This window comes from uncultured Alistipes sp., assembly GCF_902388705.1.
GTDB lineage: Bacteria > Bacteroidota > Bacteroidia > Bacteroidales > Rikenellaceae > Alistipes.
On the sequence record NZ_CABMQJ010000011.1, the window covers coordinates 40,877 to 59,587 of the forward strand.

The following is an 18,711-nucleotide window of genomic DNA, read 5'->3' on the forward strand; positions in this document are numbered from 1 at the left end:
AGGCGCGGGCAAGTTTCGTTCCATCGCCCAGGCCGGAACCTCCGTTGCGTACGGCGCCGCCTATCTTTTGCGGCGTATTCCCGGTGTCGGGCGGGTGGTCTGATGCCCTTTCTCCGGGCCGTTTTTCGCGGCTCCGGTCGTCTGGCCGCCCTTTGCCGGGCCGTCTTTCGCCGGCCTTCCCTTCACCGGGCCGGTCGCGTGCCGGCCGCCCTTTGCCGGGTGGTTTTTCCCCGCCGGCATCCCCGGCCGGCCTGTCGGGCGCGGCCCGAAGAAGTAGGATTTCTGCCTGCGCTTCTCCTCCTGCGAGCGGGCGACGTAGACCTTTTCGTGCGTATAGGGATTCTCCCCGGTGTAGAACATCACCGACGAGAGGGTCATCGGCGTGGGGGTGAGATCCTGCACCTGTTCGAGGTTGAAATGGAGTTTCCCGAGCACTTTTTCCGACAGCGAGCGCATATCGTGTTCGGTGCAGCCCGGATGCGACGAGATGAAGTAGGGAATCAGCTGGTAAGGCAGCCCCTCGCTGCGGCAGATGCGCTGGAAGTCGGCGTTGAGCTGTTCGAAAAGCGCGAACGGCGGTTTGCGCATCAGCTTCAGTACGGCCTCTTCCGTGTGTTCGGGCGCGACTTTCAGGCGGCCCGAGGTGTGGTGTTTCACCACCGTGGTAAGATAGGGACTGTCGTCGAAAAGGTCGTAGCGGATGCCGCTTCCGACGAATGCTTTCCGGATGCCTTTTACGGCCCGGATTTTTTCATAGAGCGCCAGCAGCGGGCGGTGGTCGTTGTCCAGGTTTGGGCACATCTTCGGATGCAGGCACGAGGGGCGTCGGCATTTGCGGCACAGCTCCCTGTCGCGGCCGCCCATGCGGTACATGTTGGCCGAAGGCGCCCCCACGTCCGAAAGGTAACCCTTGAAGCCGGGCATCGCGGCGATTCGCCGTACCTCCCCGAGAATCGATTGTTCGCTGCGCGAATTGATGAACTTGCCCTGGTGGGCCGATATGGTGCAGAAGGCGCAGCCGCCGAAACAGCCGCGGTGGATGTTTACCGAGTGTTTGATCATCTCCCACGCCGGAATCTCGCCCTTGCCCTCGTAGCGCGGGTGCGGGGCCCGTTCGTAGGGCAGGTCGAATGAGTGGTCGAGCTCCTCGGTCGTGAGCGTCGCGTTGGGCGGCGTGACCACCGCATAACGGTCGCCGACGGCCTCGATGAGCGTCGCCGTGGGATCCATCAGGTTGCTCTGGGTTTCGATGACGGTGAAGTTCTCCCCGAAAGCCCGCTTGTCGCGCACGCACTCTTCGTACGCGTGCAGGCGGATGGTGTGCGCCGGGTCGAGGCGGTCGACATACGCCCCGTCGGCCATGAATGCCACCTGCCGCAGTTTGCGCAGCAGTTTGGCGTTGTATCCGTTGCGCATGGCCCGGGCTACCTGCTGCACGACCCGCTCGCCCATGCCGTATATCAACAGGTCGGCGCCCGATTCGGCCAGGACGGAGGGTTTCAGCGAGTCGCTCCAGTAGTCGTAGTGCGTCAGCCTCCGCAGCGAGGCTTCGATTCCCCCGATTACCACCGGGACGTGCGGGAACAGCCGCTTGAGTATCTGCGTATAGGTCGTCACGGCATAGTCGGGGCGGAACCCCGCCTTGCCGCCGGGCGTGTAGGCGTCGTTGCTTCGCAGGCGCAGGTTGGCCGTGTAGTGGTTGACCATCGAATCCATCGACCCGGCCGAAATGCCGAAGAAGAGGCGCGGCGCGCCGAGCTTGGTGAAGTCGCGCAGATCATCCCGCCAGTTGGGCTGGGGCACGACGGCCACGCGGTAGCCCTCGGCCTCCAGCAGGCGGCCGATTACCGCCGCGCCGAATGCCGGATGGTCGATGTAGGCGTCGCCCGTGAAGAGGATGACGTCCAACTGTTCCCATCCGCGTGCGCGGACCTCCTTTATCGTGGTCGGAAGAAACAAGGCGTATTGTTCTATTTTTAATTCCGGCGTATTGTCGCGCCGGCTGTTTGTTTTGTCTGCGGGCCTGCTGCCTGCGTCGGAAATTCGATCGGTGCGGGGCTGCCGTTATTGCGGCGGCTTCTACGCTTCGTCCGGCTCCGTCGACGCTGCGGCGTAGGTTTCCCACTTGTCGAGCACGGCGCGGAAATCGCCGGGCAGCTCGCTTTCGAAGTAGACCGTTTCACGGGTCGTCGGGTGTACGAATCCCAGCGAGCGGGCGTGGAGCGCATGGCGCGGCAGTACGGCGAAACAGTTCTCGATGAACTGCCTGTATTTCGAGAACGTCGTGCCCTTGAGGATTCGGTCGCCGCCGTAGCGCTCGTCGTTGAAGAGCGGGTGCCCCTGCCACGCCATGTGGACGCGAATCTGGTGCGTACGACCCGTTTCGAGGCGGCATTCGATGAGCGTCACGTAGCCGTAGCGCTTCAGCACCCGCCAGTGGGTCACGGCGTGCTTGCCGTCCGAGCCGTCTTCGAAGACGAACATCTTCTGCCGGTCGCGGGGGCTGCGGCCGATGTTGCCCGTGACGGTTCCCTCGTCCTGGTCGAAGTTGCCCCAGACGAGCGCCACGTAGCGCCGCTGGATCGTGTGGTCGAAGAACTGCTTGGCGAGTTTGGCGTGGGCCTGTTCGTTTTTGGCCACCACGAGCAGTCCCGAGGTGTTCTTATCGATGCGGTGCACCAGTCCGGCGCGCATGTCGCCCTCCTGGAACAGGGGCAGGTTCTGCAAATGGTAGGTGAGGGCGTTCACGAGCGTGCCGCTGTAATTCCCGTGCCCGGGGTGTACGACCAGTCCCGCCGGTTTGTTGACGATCAGCAGGTCGTCGTCCTCGTAGGGGATGTCGAGCGGGATGTTCTCGGGGATGATCTCCACCTCGCGCCGCGGGTAGGGCATCACGATTTGGATGCGGTCCAGCGGTTTGACCTTGTAGCTCGACTTGGCGGCCTTGCCGTTCACGAGGATGTTGCCGCTGTCGGCCGCCGCCTGAATCCGGTTGCGGGAGCATTTCTCCATGCGTACGGTCAGGAACTTGTCCAGCCGCAGCGGGGCCTGGCCCTTGTCGGCCACGACCGCGAAATGCTCGTAAAGGCCTGCGCCCTCGCCGTCCTCTTCGGCCGCCTGTTCCCCGTCGAGTTCGGGATCCTCCTCTATGTAGCGTTCGTCGGTCATCAGTCGAAAAATCCGTCGTTATCGGTCTGCGTCGCCGCCTGCGTTTGGGGCTGCTGCTCCCCGGCCGCCGCCTGTTCGAACTCGGCCTGTGCCAGCGAATCGGCGCGTTCGCGCTCGAGGCGCAGCCGCTCTTCGGCGGCTTCGCGCGCCTGCTTTTCAGCCACGGCGCGGTGCTTGTCGAGTTTCTTCGTGTCGAGCGTCAGTTTGAGATCCACGCGCGAGCCCAGCGCCGCACTCCGTTCGGCCGTGGGGCTCTGGACGTAGATGCGGGCGTCGCGCTGGTTGAGCAGGTTTATTCCCTCGTCGAAGTCGATTTTGCCGATGTTGAGCCCCAACTCCCACAGGCGGCCCTTGGCCTCCTTGAGCGGGAACCCCACCAGCCGCGGGATGACCGTGGTGCCGTAGCCGCCCTCGACGCCTACATAGAGCGTCACGCCCGAGCCCATTTCGGCCTCGATTTTACTCCTCGGGGTTACGGGACGGCCGTCGCAGTACTCGTCCAGTACGTAGTTGGTCGCCATGTCGGCGCGGAAAATCAGCTCGTCGATTTCCAGTCCGGCGATTTCGAGCATGTTCTTGGCTTGCCGCAGCGAGCGTCCCGCCACATAGGGTACGGGCACCATTTTCTGCCGGAACGAGTTGATCGTGATGTATACCGTGCGTCCGGGTTTGACCTCCACGCCGCCTTCGGGCAGCTGGTCGAGGACGATGCCGCCCTCGTAGGCCGGTACGAACAGCGAGTCGTTGATATGCAGCTTGAGGTCGTACTTGCGTGCCGTGCGCTGCGCCTCGTCGAGCTTTATGCCCGAGAAGTCGGGTACCGTGCGGCGGGCGCCGTGGCGCGTGCCGACCTGCATGACGATATGCGCCGTGACGGCCATCGCCAGGATGATCGCCCCGATCAGTACGAGGTTGTAAGCCAGCCGGTTCTCCCGGAGCCGTTTCCAGTAATATGCCAGTTTCTCCATTGCAGGGTAAGGTTATAGTTCGTTGTAAAAGGTGTCGCGTTCCACGGCGCGGCAGCCTGCGGCCCGCACGATGCGGTGAATTTCGTCGACCGACATCGTCGGGCGGCGGTCGTCGGCCCCGGCCATCGAGTAGATTTTCGTCGTGTCGTCGATCGTGCCGTCGATGTCGTCGGCGCCGAATGCCAGCGCCAGCTCGGTCGTCGCCTTGCCGTACATCACCCAGTAGGCCTTGATGTGGGGAATGTTGTCCAGGTAGATGCGGCTCATGGCCAGCATCCGCAGGTCTTCGATTACCGACACTTCGCCGATTTCCGACATCGGGTTGCCGAAATTGCGGTATTTGAGCGGGATGAAGGCGTTGAATCCTCCCGTGGCGTCCTGCAGTTCCCGCAGCCGGCGCAGGTGGTCGATGCGGTGGCGGAGCTCCTCCACGTGGCCGTAAAGAATCGTGGCGTTGGTCGGGATGCCGAGCCGGTGGGCCGTTTCGTGCACTTCGAACCATTCGGTCGTCGAACCCTTGTCGGGGCAGATGCGGCGGCGCACCTGGTCGTCGAATATCTCCGCACCCCCGCCCGGTATGGCGTCCATGCCGGCCTGCTTGAGCTGCCGCAGTCCCGCCTCGACGGATAATCCCGCCTTGCGAATCATGTACGAGAGTTCGATTGCCGTGAACGCCTTGATTGCCGCTTCGGGCAGCAGCGCCTTGACGCGGCGTATCATGTCGGTGTAGTACTCCAGCCCGTGTTCGGGATGCACGCCGCCGACGATATGCACTTCGGTGATTCCCCTGCCCTGTTTCCCGCGGACGATTTCTTCGATTTGGTCCATCGTGTAGTCCCAGGCCTCGGGGCTGCCGGCCGGCCGGCGGTAGGAGCAGAAACGGCAGTTGAACACGCACCGGTTCGTCGGCTCGATGTGGAAGTTGCGGTTGTAGTAAACTTTGTCGCCGCTCACGCGCCGTTTGGCCGCAATCGCCAACTCGCCCAGCAGCCAGAGCGGGGCCCCGCGCCAGAGCAGTTCCGCTTCGGTGTCGTCGATACGCTCCGCCCGGCGTACCTTGTCGGCTATGTCGTCGATACGCTGCATGCTATTTGGGGGCTTTTCGGTAAAGGTAGACGGCGATGAACAGGTAGATGATGTTGGGCAGCCAGACCGCCAGTCCCGGCGGCAGGGTGCCGCTCTTGGCGAACTCCTCGAAGAAGCGGTTGAAGAGGATGTACGAGAAACAGAGTCCCGTTCCGATGCCGATGTGGAGTCCCGTTCCCCCGCGCACCTTGCGCGAGGAGAGCGACACGCCGATCAGCGTCAGGATGAACGTCGACAGCGGGTAGGCGAAGCGGGCGTGCTTCTCGACCTCGATGATGTTGATCGAGTCGGAGCCCTTGGCCCGCTGCTGATCCAGGAATTCGTTCAGTTCCGAGATGTTCATCGTCTGGATCAGGTCGTTGATTTCGCCCAGTTCGGCGACTTCGAGGTTGATCAGCGTGTCGAGGTTGCGGAACTGCTCGAATTTCTCGACGCCCAGCGAGTCGAATTCGCGCTTGGTGTAGCGCGGCGCCGTCCAGCGTTTGGTTTCGGGGTTGAACTTCACGTCCGAGGCCTCGAGCGAGCGGGTCATCGTGCCGCTGTAGTAGTGTTCCAGCGCGAGGAACGACGCCTGCTGCGCCGCGTCGTTGTAGCCGCGTATGTAGGCGAACGTGCCGGGTTCTATCTGCCGGTAGATGTGGCGGCTGAACTTGTTGTTCTGCTTGCGCTTGATGTACTGCGATTCGAAGTTGACGATGTGGCGCTGCGAGCGCGGTATGAGCCAGAGGTTGAGCGTCAGCGAGAGGCTGCCGATAATCAGCGCGCCGAGGAAGTAGGGCCACATCAGGCGGCGGAACGACATGCCGCCCGAGAGCATGGCGACGATTTCGGTCTGGTAGGCCATCTTCGAGGTGAAGAAGATGCAGGCGATGAACGTGAACAGGCCGCTGAACTGGTTGATGAAGAACGGGATGAAGTTGAGGTAGTAGTCGAAGATGACATCCTTGAGCGGGGCGTGCAGCTCCGTGAAGTCGTCGATTTTCTCCACGTAGTCGAACAGCACCACGACGATGATAATCATCGCGATGGCGAAGAAGTAGGTCGCGAGGAATTTCCCCAGTATGTAGCGGTCTAAAATCTTAAACCCCGGAAATCGTAGTTTCATGCTTCGTTTAAAGTCTTCGCGTCAGTTTTTGCACCGCCGCCTCTTTCCACGGTTTGAAATCCCCGGCGGCGATATGTTCGCGCGCCATTGTGACCAGCCGCAGGTAGAAGGCGATGTTGTGCAGCGAGGCGATTTGTGCCGCCAGCATTTCGCCGCATGTCACCAGGTGGTGCAGGTAGGCTTTCGTGTACAGCGTGTCGACGAATGCCGTCCCCTCCGGGTCGATCGGCGAGAAGTCGTCCTCCCACTTCTTGTTGCGGATGTTGATCACCCCTTGGGCCGTGAAGAGCTGCCCGTTGCGCCCGTTGCGCGTCGGCATCACGCAGTCGAACATGTCGACCCCGCGCTCGATTGCCTCGAGGATGTTCACCGGCGTGCCGACGCCCATTAAATAACGGGGACGGTCTTCGGGCAGTATGGCGTTGACCACTTCGATCATTTCGTACATCACTTCGGTCGGCTCCCCGACGGCGAGTCCGCCGATGGCGTAACCGTCCGCATCGTACTGCTTTACGTTTTCCGCCGCGTGCGCCCGCAAATCGGGGTAGGTGCACCCCTGCACGATCGGGAACAGCGCCTGGTAGTGCCCGTATTTGGGCCGGGTCTGGTGGTAGCGGTCGAAACAGCGCCCGAGCCACCGTTCGGTCAGCGCCAGCGATTTGGCGGCGTATTCGCGCGGGGCGTCGCCCGGGGGGCACTCGTCGAAAGCCATCATGATGTCGGCGCCGATCGTGCGCTCGGTGTCAATTACGCTTTCGGGCGTGAAAAGGTGCTTCGAACCGTCGATGTGCGAACGGAAATGGCACCCCTCCTCCTTGAGTTTGCGGCATGCCGCGAGCGAGAAGACCTGGAATCCGCCGCTGTCGGTGAGCATCGGCCCCTCCCAGGTCGAGAAGCGGTGCACGCCCCCGGCCTTTTCGATAATCTCCATGCCGGGGCGCATGTAGAGGTGGTAGGTGTTCGCCAGGATAATCTGCGCCTTCGCCTCGTTCAGTACGTCGCGGTGGAAGATGCCCTTGACCGTCGCGGCCGTGCCTACGGGCATGAAGATCGGGGTGCGGATGACGCCGTGGTCGGTCGCCAGTTCGCCCGCCCGGGCTTTGCTTGCCGGATCTTTATGCTGTAATGTAAACTTCATGCTCATATATTCGGCAAAAGTACGTAAAATAATTCTGATTTGGGAATTCTGAATTCTGAATTGTTTTGTACCTTTGCAGATATTTCGCCTGTATGCAATTTTTCGATACATTTCTGACGTGCTACGGTTGGGAAGGCATCGCCCTCGCGGGAGCGATGCTCGTCCTGTTCGGCGTGCAGCTGTACTACTATATTTTCGTTTACGGCCGCATTCCCGGCTACAAGAACAACCGCCGCGCCGCCGTGCTCGAGACCGACCCGCAGGTGTCGGTCGTCGTGCCGCTCTTCTCGGAGGACTATTCGTTCATCGAGGAGCGGCTGCCGCTGATTCTGGCCCAGAACTACCCCGATTTCGAGGTGGTGATCGTCTACGTGGGCCACGACACCGATTTTTACGAAGACCTCGTGCGCCTGAAGCAGTCGTTCCCGCAAATCGTGACCACCAAGATACACCTCGACCCGCGCTTTCCCATCTCGCGCAAGATGGCGCTCAACGTGGGCATCAAGTCGGCGCATTACGAGTGCATGGTCTTCACCTCGACCGACGCCTGCCCGCAGACCGACCGCTGGCTGGCGCTGATGGCCAAGGGCTTTACGCGGGGCGAGATTGTTGTGGGCTACTGCGGCGTGGAGCGCAAAAAAGGATTTTCGAACTACATGATGCGCACGTGGCGCATGATGCACTCCGCCGACTGGATCGCCCGTGCCGTGCAGCGCCGTCCCTACCGGGGCACGCTCCACAACTTCGGCTTTACCAAACGCCTCTATTTCGGTGCCAACGGTTTCAGCCACCTCAACATGAACATCGGCGAGGACGACCTCTTCATGCAGAAAGTCATGACGCGCGACAACGTGAGCGTCATCCTTTCGCCGCGTGCCACGCTGCGCGAAAAGACGTGGGGCGGCATGGGCTGGTGGATGGGCCAGCTGCGCTATTTCGGCTCGGCGTTCCGCTTCTACCCGCAGGCGGTCAAAAATTTCATCCAGTGGGAACTGGGGTCGCGCGCGCTCTTCTTCGCCACGGTCCTGTGCGCCCTGGCGGTGATGCCGTTCGAATACAAACTCGCGGCCCTCGCGCTGCTGCTGGTGCGCTATGTGCTGGTGGCGGTTCAGGTGCGGCGCCTGGCCCGGCGGCTGGGCGAGCGCGGCATCGCGGGTTGCTACTTTATCTACGACCTGTTGAGCCCGCTGTGGGCCCTTGCGCTCTGCATCCTGCTGGTGCGCCGTGACGACCGCGTATGGAGATAGCCGACTATATCGTCGCCGAGGACCGGCGTTTGGTGGCACTCGTGCTCGAAGGGGACGATACGGCTTTCGAATACCTGTTCAACCGCTACCGCGATGCGATTCACCGCCTGTTCGTGCAGCGGTTGGGGGGCGTCAGCGATGCCGACGACCTGCTGCAGGAAACCTTTATCAAGGTCTATATCAACCTGCACCGTTACAGCACCGACTATACGTTCGGGCAGTGGGTCTATACCATCGCCCGCAATACGTTCATCGACTTCGTGCGGCGCCGTCAGGACGACCTGTCCATCGACGAGCGTTTTTCGGCGCCGGCCTCCACGGCCCCGACTCCCGAGGAGAGCGTCATCAGCCTCCAGCAGCGGACGCAGATCGAGCATTACCTCGAACGCCTCGCCCCGCGCTACCGGACGCTGATCGTCATGCGCTTCTTCGACGAGTACTCCTACGAGGAGATCGCCGCCAAGCTCGCGCTGCCGCTGGGCACCGTGAAAACGCAGATACACCGTGCCCGCGAGCAGATGTGTCGCATGATTGCCGAGGGCGAGAAAAACTGATTCCCGAATAACCCGATGGAACTTATCGACAAATATTTCCCCGGCCTGACCGACACGCAGCGGCGGCAGTTTGCGGCCCTTTACGGCCTTTATGCCGACTGGAACGCGAAAATCAACGTCATCTCGCGCAAGGATTTCGAGCAGCTTTACCTGCGCCACGTCCTGCATTCGCTTTCGGTGGCCAAAGTCTGTACGTTCGATGACGGCGCCCGCGTGCTCGACGTGGGGTGCGGCGGCGGATTCCCCTCCGTGCCGCTGGCGATTCTCTTTCCCGGGGCGCAGTTTACCGCCGCCGACTCCATCCGCAAGAAAATCACCGTTGTGGAGGGCGTCGCCTCCGCACTGGGGCTTCAAAACCTCTGTCCGCGCTGTGTGCGCGTCGAGACGCTTGCGGAGCGTTACGATTACGTCGTTTCACGCGCCGTAACGGCCATGCCCGAGTTCGTGGGCTGGGTCTGGAACCGGATTGAACGGGGCCAGCGCGGTTCCCTGCCGAACGGCATCCTCTACCTCAAGGGCGGCGATTTGGCCGAGGAGTTGGCCCTGACCGGCAAAAAGTGGTACGTCTACGACATTCCGCGCTTTTTCGAAGAGGAGTTCTTCGAAACCAAGAAAGTGGTCTACACCCCCAAAAAATAGCGGCATGGCGGCCGATGCATCCCTTCCCGGCCTGCTGCTGTGGTCGCTGCCCGCGATGTTCGTCCTGCACGACGCCGAGGAGGCGTTGTTGCTGCCGTCGTGGCTGCGCCGCAACCGGGAGTTCCTCGCACAGCGTTTTCCGCGCCTCTCCCGCCGCCTGCTGCCCCGTTTCGACGCGGTTTCCCCGCTGAAATTCGCGGCTATGGCCGCCGAGGAGCTGGCGCTGCTGCTGGCCGTTACCCTTTATGCCCGCTTTGCAGGCGGATTTTATCCGTGGCTGGCCCTGTTTCTCGCTTTCGGGGTGCACCTGTTTGTGCATATCGCCCAATGGATTGCCGCCCGGCGCTGCGTTCCGGCCGGGGCGACTTCGCCGGTATATCTGCTTTACTGGGGCTGGGGGCTCTGCCTGCTGATAGACTCCCGGCTCTTTACGCTCCGGGAGTTCTTGCTTTGCGGTGCGGCGGGGTGTGCCGCCGCTGCGGTGAATCTGCTGTTCCTGCACCGGCTGGCGGCGAAACCGGCAGCCCGGGCGCAGGGTTGCTGATTGTTACTGTTCCGTTTTCCGGCGGTCGAGGATGGTCTGGAGGTTCTGCATGAATTCCTCGGGCGCCGCGGCTCCCTGGATGCGGCCCAGCAGCTCGCCCTGGGTGTCGAAGACCAGGTAGAGCGGAATCGCCCCGCTGCCGTAGCGTTTCATCAGCTCCTTGCCCGTGGGTTTGTCCACATCGTATTTGGCGGCCACGAAACGCTGTGCCATGAAATCCCCGACGTCCTTGCGCGAGAACACCTCGCGCTCCATCATCCGGCAGGGCGGGCACCACGAGGCGTAGAGGTCGATAAAGACCAGTTTTCCCGTTTTGATTGCCATTTCCCGTACGGCGTCCGTCGATTTGGTTTCGAATTTTACCTGTGCCTGTGCCGCGCCCGCTCCGAGCGCCAGCATCAGGATGAAAAGCAGTTTTTTCATACGAGTTCGTTTCCCGGATAACGTGCAAGAACCGTGCGCTATTGCCCGGCGTCGGTCGCCGAGGTGCTCAACAGGCCGCATGCGGCCTGTATGTCCTCGCCGCGCGAGGCGCGGATTGTGGTCTGTATGCCCTTGGCCGTCAGCGTGTCGCGGAATCGCACCATCGCCTCGTCGTCGGGCGAGAAGTAGGGCGATCCGGGAATTTTGTGGAAGCGAATCAGGTTGATGCGGCATTTGATGCCGTCCAGCAGGCGGCACAACTCGCGGATGTGCCGCGGCGAGTCGTTCAGCCCGCTCATCACGATGTATTCGAACGACACCCGGCGCTGGTGCGTGAAGTCGTATTGACGCAGGATTGCCGCCACCTCCGCGATTGGCCATGCCCGTTCTACGGGCATGATGGCCGCCCGCTCCTCGCGGAACGGGTTGTGCAGGCTGACGGCCAGGTGGACTTTTGTTTCGTCGAGCAGGCGCCGCAGCTCGGGCACGACGCCTGCCGTGGAGAGGGTGATGCGCGTCGGCGACCAGCCGAAACCCCACTCCGAGGTGAGGATGTCGAGCGCCCGCAGCACGTTGTCCGTGTTGTCGAGCGGTTCGCCCATGCCCATGAACACCACGTTGGTAAGGGTTTTGCGTTCGGGCAGGGATACGATTTGGTTGAGGATTTCTGCCGCCGTCAGCGAGTGTTGCAGTCCCTGCCGCCCCGTGGCGCAGAACCGGCATCCCATGCGGCATCCGGCCTGCGACGAAACGCAGAGCGTGGCGCGTGCGCCGTCGGGAATGTAGGCCGATTCGATATAGGCCCCTTGCTGTGTGCGGAACAGGTATTTCTTCGTGCCGTCGGCCGACTCGGTGATTCGCTCGGGCGGGGTCAGCACCGGGCGGAAACGCCCGGCCAGGCGGGTGCGGTGCGCGGCCGATATGTCGCTCATCAGCAGCGGGTCTTCGACGTGCTTTGCGTAGAGCCACCGGGCGAGCTGTTTGGCCGCGAAGCGCGGCATGCCCAGCTCGGCGCACAGGGCTGCGAGTTCTGCCGGGGTCTTCCCGTACAACGATTCCGAAAGGGCTTTTTCCATGTTTTTCGAGCTGCGGTATATGGGGCAAAAGTAGGCAAAAAATAAAGATTTTTGTGCAGGATGATTCGTTTTTGAAATTTTATCCATATATTTGTGGTGCATAGCATGCCTGTGCGCGTATTTGTCATGCCGAACAATTAAATTTAAAAATAAATGGAAATTAAGAAATCACCCAAAGCAGACCTTAAGAACAAGCGGGGGCTTTTGCTCGAAATCGGCCTTGTCGTGGCGCTCGCCCTGGTTATCGCGGCTTTCGCCTACACGCCGAAAGAGTATCGGATCGACAAGCCTGATCTGAACTACGGCCCGGTAGAGGAGGAAATCACCGAGATTACCCGTCAGGACCAGAAGCCGCCCGAGCCCCCCAAGAAAGTCGAAATGAAAGTGATCACCGACCTGCTGCAGGTGGTGACCAACGATACGAAGATTTCCACGGAGGTGGACTTCGCCGAGTTCGATGAGAACACCGAGGTGATTCAGCAGGTTGCCGTTGTCGAGGAAACCATCGAGGACGACCAGCCGTTCCTGATTGCCGAAACCATGCCCTCGTTCCAGGGCGGCGGCCTCGAGGCTTTCCGTGCCTGGGTTCAGAGCAATGTCAAGTTCCCGCAGATCGCCCTCGAGAACGGTATCCAGGGCCGCGTGGTGCTTTCGTTCGTGATTGAGAAGGACGGCCGCCTGACCAACATCCAGGTGCTGCAGACGCCCGACCGTTCGCTTTCGGAGGAGGCCATCCGCGTACTGAACAAGTCGCCGAAGTGGAGCCCCGGCAAGCAGCGCAACCAGGTTGTACGTGTCAAGTACACCCTGCCCGTTGACTTCCGCGTGCAGAACTAAACCAGGACGGTGAGAAAGGGAATTCCGGCGGCAGCGACCCGGAATTCCGACTTTACATACGCTGCAACCGGATTCGCGTACTAACCACCTAATTCTGATTGATATGGAGATTAAGAAATCATTCAAGGCAGATCTTGGGAATAAGAGAAGCCTGTTATTGGAAATCGGTTTGGTCGTGGCATTATTACTGGTCATTGTCGCATTTACCTATACGCCGGACGAGTACCGAATCGAAAAAGTTGCAACGTATCTCCCGCCTGTCGAAGAGGAAATGGTTCCGGTTGCCACCGACCAGCCCGAAGAGGGGCCGAAAACGATCCGGTTGACTGCGATGTCCAACATTCTGCAGGTGATTGAGAACGACAGCCAGATGCAGACGGACATCAACCCCGCGGATTTGGATGTCTTCGACATCGTCGAAGTCATACCGCAGGTCAAGGACGAGCGGATTGAGGATGAAACGATTTTCCTCCGGGCCGAAACGATGCCCTCGTTCCAGGGCGGCGACCTCAACGCTTTCCGCGTGTGGGTGCTGCAGAACGTCAAGTTCCCGCAGCTGGCCCTCGAAAACGGAGTCAAGGGGCGCGTGGTGCTCTCGTTCGTAATCGACAAGGACGGCCGCCTGACCAACATCGAAGTGCTGCAGTCGCCCGACCGCACGCTCACGGAGGAGGCTGTCCGCGTACTGAACAAGTCGCCGAAGTGGAGTCCCGGCAAGCAGCGTGACCAGGTCGTACGTGTGAAATATACGCTGCCCGTCGATTTCCGCATGCAGAACTGACCGGATGCGGACGCCGGGTACCGGAAACCGGTGGCAAGTGAATCCGGCGATGGAAGCCGGGTAGCCGATGAACCGGGTGTTCCGCATGACAAATTGAATAGGGTATCCGCCGAAAGCAGGATACCCTTATTTGTAGCATAGTGTTTGCTCCCCTCGGGGAGTTCCGCATCCCTGCCGTATCGACGTGCGGGCCGATGCGACCGCTTAAATTTTTTAGACTATTTTGGAAGAAAACAGAAATAAGACCCCCAATTCCGAGGCGGCGCCCGAAAGCCGGGAGCGTGCCGTGCTGGTTGCCGTCGTGCGCGACAACCAGGATCCGCGACAGGCGGCGGAGTTCCTCGACGAACTGGAATTCCTGGCCGAAACGGCCGACATCGCGAGTGTGCGGCGCTTTACGCAGCGGCTTCCGCAGCCCTCGGCCCGCATCTATGTGGGGCCCGGCAAACTGGAGGAAATTGCCGACTATTGCCGTGCGGAGGAGATCGACGTGGTGATTTTCGACGACGAACTCTCCCCCTCGCAGACACGCAACATCGAAAAGGCGATGCCCTGTCGCATCCTCGACCGCACGCGCCTGATTCTCGACATCTTCATGTCGCGGGCGCAGACCGCCTATGCCAAAACGCAGGTGCAGCTGGCCAACTACGAGTATATGCTGCCCCGCCTGTCGGGTATGTGGACGCACCTCGAGCGGCAGCGCGGCGGCACGGGAACCCGCGGCGGCGCCGGCGAGCGCGAAATTGAAACCGACCGCCGTATCATCCGCAACCGCATCTCCAAACTCAAGGAGGACTTGCAGAAAATCGACCGCCAGATGGCCGTGCAGCGCTCGAACCGCGGCTCGATGGTGCGCGTGGCGCTGGTCGGCTATACCAACGTGGGCAAGTCGACGCTGATGAACCTGATTTCGAAAAGCGAGGTTTTCGCCGAGAACAAGCTCTTCGCCACGCTCGACACGACCGTCCGCAAGGTGGTTTTCGACAACCTGCCCTTCCTGCTGTCCGATACCGTCGGGTTCATCCGCAAGCTGCCGACCGAGCTCATCGAGTCTTTCAAGTCGACACTCGACGAGGTGCGCGAAGCCGACCTGCTGGTGCATGTGGTCGATATTTCGCATCCGCAGTTCGAGGAGCAGCTCGACGTGGTGAAGCAGACCCTGCAGGACATCGGGGCCGGCGATAAACCGGTCTACCTGGTCTTCAACAAGGTCGATGCCTATACCTATGTCCAAAAGGACGAGGACGACCTCACGCCCGCCACGCGCGAGAACCTGTCGCTCGACGACCTGAAAAAGAGCTGGATCGCCCGGGCCAATACCCCCTGTATTTTCCTTTCGGCGCTGGCGAAGACCAATATCGAGAAGTTCCGTTCGGATCTCTACGGCATGGTTCGCGAGATACATGCCGGACGTTATCCCTTCAACAATTTCCTCTATTGACAACCAAACTCCACACCTATGACCTTGCATGTTTTGAGTAAGGAGAACACCGTTCTCAACAAGTTCATCGCCCAGATTCGCGACAAGTCCGTGCAGCGGGATTCGATGCGTTTCCGCCGCAACCTGGAGCGTATCGGCGAGATTACGGCCTACGAGATTTCGAAAACCTTTTCGTACAAACCCCTCGTCGTCGAAACGCCGCTGGGCGAGGCCGCCGTCGAGACGATTGACGACCGGATAGTCGTGGCGACGATTCTGCGGGCCGGGCTGCCTTACCACCAGGGTTTCCTGAATTATTTCGACGACGCGGAGAACGCCTTCGTTTCGGCCTACCGCAAAAGCACCAAAGACGGCAAGTTCACCGTTAAGGTGGAGTACATCTCGTGCGGCGATTTGGAGGGCAAGATTTTGTTGCTCGTCGACCCGATGCTGGCGACGGGCTCGTCGCTCGTACTGGCCTATAAGGCGTTGTGCGAGCGGGGCGGAGTGCCCGCCTATACGCATGTTGCAGCGGTCATCGCCAGCGAGCAGGGCATCGACTACGTGGAGAAGAACATGCCGCGCAAGACCACGACCATCTGGGCCGCGGCCGTCGACGAGGAGCTGACCTCGCGCTGTTATATCGTCCCGGGCATCGGCGATGCCGGCGATTTGGCCTACGGCGAGAAGGTTTAGCACCCTTTCCGCCCCGCTTCGGGGAAAGGTGCATGCCGTTCGCCGCGCCTGCTTGCGGGGAGGTCCTTGCGGGATGAAATTTCCGGGGCGATGTTTCCCGGAAGCACTTTAGGGATGAGGCTCCCGGGGTTTCCGGGCGTATGCCTTTCGGGCCGCAGGCCCTTTTGCCGGGGCTGCCCCGTGGATGCGACAGGGTGACGGCCGCTGTGCGCGGGAATAATTAAGATGTTCGCATGGTGAAGAAAAAAATAGCTTTTGTTTTTGCGGTGTTCTGTGCGACCCTCCTGCTGATGGCCGTGCAGAAACCCGTTTTCCTGACCTATTACGCTGCGGAGGCGGCACAGGTTTCCGCGGGCGACTGGCTGCGCGTCGTCTGGCACGGACTGACCCTCGACAGTACGGTTGCGGGGTATGTCACGGCACTGCCGTTGTTGCTGACCCTGCTGTCGCTGTGGGTGCGGCTGCCCCGCAAGGTGTGGCGCCGGGTGCTGGACGGCTATTTCGTGCTGGTTGCCCTCGTTACGGCGGTCATTTTCGCCGTGGATGTGGAGCTTTACCGGCATTGGGGATTTCGCCTCGACTCGACTGTCCTGATTTACCTTTCCGACCCCAAAGAGGCCGCGGCGAGCGTCGACTTCTGGCTCGGCGTGCGCCAGACGCTGCTGGCCGCCGCCTATGCCGTGCTGATGATTTGGGCCTACCGCCGTGTCATGCGCCTGTTCGACGGCGAGCCGGTGCGCCGGTGCGCCGCGCTGCCGTGGAGCTTCGTGCTGCTGTTGCTGGCAGGGTGCGATTTCCTCGCGATTCGGGGCGGATTGGGGGCCTCCGTCGCCAATGTGTCGAAAGTCTACTTCAGCTCGAACATGTTCCTGAACCATGCCGCCACCAATCCGGTCTTCTCGTTCCTGACCAGCCTCGGCGACCATGCCGACTATGCGGCGGAGTATCCCTTCTTCGACGAAGCCGAACGCGCTGCGAGGTTCGACAGCCTGCGCGGCAACGGCCCTTCGGCGGGCCCCTCGGAGCCCGTGCTGAAAACCACGCGCCCCAATGTCGTGCTGGTTATCCTCGAAAGTTTCGCACGCACGGTCATGGACGCCCAGGTCGATGGCCGGCCCGTCATGCCCAATATGCAGCGGCTGAAAGGCGAGGGAATCTGGTTCGAGAACTTCTTCGCCAACTCGTTCCGCACCGACCGCGGCGAAGTGGCGATTATGAGCGGATTTCCCGCGCAGACCCGCATGTCGGTTATGAAGCTTCCGGCCAAGAGCCGCAGCCTGCCGTCGCTGGCCCGTTCGCTGGCCCGCGAGGGATATGCGACGAATTTCAACTACGGCGGCGATCTCAATTTCACCAACCAGGCGTCGTATATGTACGCCACGGGGTGGCAGCAGCTCGTCTGGCAGAAAGACCTGCGCTTCGACACCCCGCCTGCCGACTGGGGCTACGACGATGCGGTGATGTGCGACTGGTTCGCCGACCGGGTGATTGCGCAGGGCGAAACGGGCCGGCCGTTCCTCGCGGGCCTGCTCACGTTGAGCAGCCACCGTCCGTTCGACGTGCCGTTCGCGGAGTTCGACGACAGGGAGCTGAACGCTTTCGCCTTTTCCGACGCATGCGTGGGGCGTATGATCGATAAACTGAAAGCCTCCCCCGTGTGGGACAACCTGCTCGTCGTGCTGGTTGCCGACCACGGTTATCCGTGGCCCCGCAGCCTGGCCTACAACGAACCCCTGCGCCACCGCATCCCGATGATCTGGGTGGGCGGCGCCGTCGCCGGGCCCCGTGTGGTCGACACCTACGCCTCGCAGATCGACATCTGCGCCACGATTCTCGGCCAGATGGCCCTCGCGCACGACGACTTCGATTACAGCAAGGATGTTTTCGCCCCGACCCCCCCCCGTAAATTCGCCTACTATACCTTCAACGACGGTTTCGGTGTGGTCGACGCCTCGGGCGAGGCTGTCTGGGACGCCACGAGCGGCAGGGCGGTTTCCCAAACCGCGCCCGATTTGCTCGACGTGGGGCGTACGATGCTCCAGACCACCTATGTCGACATCGGAAACCGCTGATTCCGGGATAAATACCTGAAAATAGGTATTGCGGGGCCCGTCGTAATTGCCTATTTTTGCAGATATAGCGTATGTTATGTACAGAATAGGACGATACAATGCCGACGACCGCATGTGCGACCTGGTTTGCGACCGCTACCCCGTACTGCTTATCATGAGCCGCTTCGGCATTGCGCTGGGCTTCGGCGACAGTACCATCGGCGAAGTGTGCCGCGACAACGGGGTCGACACGGCGACATTCCTGGCCGTCGTCAACATGCACTCCGACGACAAAGCCCCCGATCCGGACGGGATTTCAATCGGCGCGCTGGTGAGCTACCTGCGCAATTCCCACAACTACTTCCTCGACTTTCGGCTTCCCGGCATCCGCCGCAAGTTGATCGAAGCCATCGACTGCAGCCGTAACGACGTGGCTTTCGCCATCCTGCGCTTCTTCGACGAATATGTCGCCGAGGTGCACAAACACATGGCTTACGAGGAAGAGAACGTCTTTCCCTATGTCGAAGGACTGCTTGCCGAGGGGCGTTCCGAGGGGTATTCCATCGATATTTTCCGCCGCCATCACGACCAGGTCGAGGCCAAACTCGCCGAACTGAAGCGCATTATCATCCGTTATTACCCTTCGGGCAGCACCAACGAACTGAACGGCGTGCTTTTTGACATCTTCACCTGCGAACGCGATTTGGCGTCGCACAACGACATCGAAGACCGTCTGTTTATTCCCGCCATCAAACGGCTGGAGGCCTCCGTCCCCGGGCCGGACGGGAAACAGGGCGGGGAGGAGCCGCAGGGGCAGCCGCCCCGCGGGAAAGGAGGCTGTCGATGAAGGCGCTCAAACTCGCCGTCGCCGAGCCCTCGGCTATCCTGCGCTGCGGCATCATCGCCGTGCTGCGCCGCCTGCCGGCTCCCGACGTCGACATCCTCGAGGTCGCCGATATTTCGCAGCTCACGGCACAG

The 18,711-nt window shown here is 61.2% G+C and carries 18 protein-coding genes; 10 read left to right on the plus strand and 8 right to left on the minus strand.

All coding sequences use genetic code 11. From position 1 onward, the window contains the following. Positions 1-60: 60 nt before the first annotated feature. The 6 genes from QZT71_RS05345 to tgt all read right to left on the minus strand — a co-directional run bounded on the left by QZT71_RS05345 (position 61) and on the right by tgt (position 7,465). Positions 61-1,959: a YgiQ family radical SAM protein gene (locus tag QZT71_RS05345; protein ID WP_295913547.1), complete on the minus strand. Its 1,899-nt coding sequence runs from the start codon at positions 1,957-1,959 to the stop codon at positions 61-63. A gap of 120 nt (positions 1,960-2,079) precedes the next feature. After that, positions 2,080-3,168 (minus strand): RluA family pseudouridine synthase, encoded by a 1,089-nt coding sequence (locus QZT71_RS05350; RefSeq protein WP_295913548.1) that lies wholly within the window; start codon positions 3,166-3,168, stop codon positions 2,080-2,082. Beyond that, entirely contained in the window at positions 3,168-4,136 is a 969-nt protein-coding gene (locus QZT71_RS05355; RefSeq protein WP_295913551.1) for a PASTA domain-containing protein, read from the minus strand. The genes QZT71_RS05350 and QZT71_RS05355 overlap by 1 nt, the downstream gene beginning before the upstream one ends. A gap of 12 nt (positions 4,137-4,148) precedes the next feature. Continuing rightward, a complete protein-coding gene (gene mqnE, locus QZT71_RS05360; RefSeq protein ID WP_295913554.1) occupies positions 4,149-5,222 on the minus strand; it encodes an aminofutalosine synthase MqnE in 1,074 nt (357 codons plus the stop codon). A 1-nt stretch (position 5,223) separates the two neighbouring features. After that, on the minus strand, positions 5,224-6,327 hold the full coding sequence (locus QZT71_RS05365) for an LptF/LptG family permease (RefSeq protein WP_295913557.1): 1,104 nt from the start codon (positions 6,325-6,327) through the stop codon (positions 5,224-5,226). Positions 6,328-6,334: 7 nt separating this feature from the next. Beyond that, positions 6,335-7,465 carry a tRNA guanosine(34) transglycosylase Tgt gene (gene tgt, locus QZT71_RS05370; protein ID WP_295913559.1) on the minus strand — a complete coding sequence of 377 codons (1,131 nt, stop codon included), beginning with the start codon at positions 7,463-7,465 and terminating at the stop codon, positions 6,335-6,337. Between the two features lie 92 nt (positions 7,466-7,557). On the opposite strand from tgt, the gene QZT71_RS05375 reads away from it, so the two are divergent. Genes QZT71_RS05375 through QZT71_RS05390 form a run of 4 tightly spaced genes read left to right on the plus strand, consistent with a single transcriptional unit; the run spans position 7,558 to position 10,449 of the window. Beyond that, a complete protein-coding gene (locus tag QZT71_RS05375) occupies positions 7,558-8,712 on the plus strand; it encodes a glycosyltransferase (RefSeq protein WP_295913561.1) in 1,155 nt (384 codons plus the stop codon). Further along, positions 8,703-9,266 (plus strand): sigma-70 family RNA polymerase sigma factor, encoded by a 564-nt coding sequence (locus QZT71_RS05380; RefSeq protein ID WP_295913564.1) that lies wholly within the window; start codon positions 8,703-8,705, stop codon positions 9,264-9,266. Before QZT71_RS05375 ends, QZT71_RS05380 begins: the two co-directional genes overlap by 10 nt. Before the next feature lie 15 nt (positions 9,267-9,281). Continuing rightward, positions 9,282-9,905, plus strand: coding sequence for a 16S rRNA (guanine(527)-N(7))-methyltransferase RsmG (gene rsmG, locus QZT71_RS05385; RefSeq protein WP_295913568.1), 624 nt, complete (start codon positions 9,282-9,284; stop codon positions 9,903-9,905). A 4-nt stretch (positions 9,906-9,909) separates the two neighbouring features. Next, positions 9,910-10,449, plus strand: coding sequence for an HXXEE domain-containing protein (locus tag QZT71_RS05390; RefSeq protein WP_295913571.1), 540 nt, complete (start codon positions 9,910-9,912; stop codon positions 10,447-10,449). Positions 10,450-10,452: 3 nt separating this feature from the next. On the opposite strand, the gene QZT71_RS05395 is transcribed toward QZT71_RS05390, so the two are convergent. Further along, on the minus strand, positions 10,453-10,872 hold the full coding sequence (locus QZT71_RS05395; RefSeq protein WP_295913573.1) for a thioredoxin family protein: 420 nt from the start codon (positions 10,870-10,872) through the stop codon (positions 10,453-10,455). A gap of 38 nt (positions 10,873-10,910) precedes the next feature. Next, positions 10,911-11,948, minus strand: a complete 1,038-nt coding sequence (gene rlmN / locus QZT71_RS05400; protein WP_295913576.1) for a 23S rRNA (adenine(2503)-C(2))-methyltransferase RlmN — start codon at positions 11,946-11,948, stop codon at positions 10,911-10,913. 153 nt (positions 11,949-12,101) lie between these two features. On the opposite strand from rlmN, the gene QZT71_RS05405 reads away from it, so the two are divergent. From QZT71_RS05405 to QZT71_RS05430, 6 genes are all read left to right on the plus strand, one after another. Continuing rightward, entirely contained in the window at positions 12,102-12,785 is a 684-nt protein-coding gene (locus QZT71_RS05405) for an energy transducer TonB (protein WP_295913578.1), read from the plus strand. Between the two features lie 103 nt (positions 12,786-12,888). Further along, on the plus strand, positions 12,889-13,566 hold the full coding sequence (locus QZT71_RS05410) for an energy transducer TonB (protein WP_295913580.1): 678 nt from the start codon (positions 12,889-12,891) through the stop codon (positions 13,564-13,566). 223 nt (positions 13,567-13,789) lie between these two features. Further along, positions 13,790-15,007 (plus strand): GTPase HflX, encoded by a 1,218-nt coding sequence (gene hflX, locus QZT71_RS05415; protein ID WP_295913582.1) that lies wholly within the window; start codon positions 13,790-13,792, stop codon positions 15,005-15,007. 18 nt (positions 15,008-15,025) lie between these two features. Next, the gene (gene upp, locus QZT71_RS05420) at positions 15,026-15,682 is read left to right on the plus strand and encodes a uracil phosphoribosyltransferase (RefSeq protein ID WP_295913587.1); all 657 of its coding nucleotides are present in this window, start codon (positions 15,026-15,028) and stop codon (positions 15,680-15,682) included. A gap of 233 nt (positions 15,683-15,915) precedes the next feature. Continuing rightward, positions 15,916-17,754: an LTA synthase family protein gene (locus QZT71_RS05425; protein ID WP_295913589.1), complete on the plus strand. Its 1,839-nt coding sequence runs from the start codon at positions 15,916-15,918 to the stop codon at positions 17,752-17,754. Positions 17,755-17,830: 76 nt separating this feature from the next. Further along, on the plus strand, positions 17,831-18,580 hold the full coding sequence (locus tag QZT71_RS05430; RefSeq protein ID WP_295913591.1) for a hemerythrin domain-containing protein: 750 nt from the start codon (positions 17,831-17,833) through the stop codon (positions 18,578-18,580). Positions 18,581-18,711: the final 131 nt, after the last annotated feature.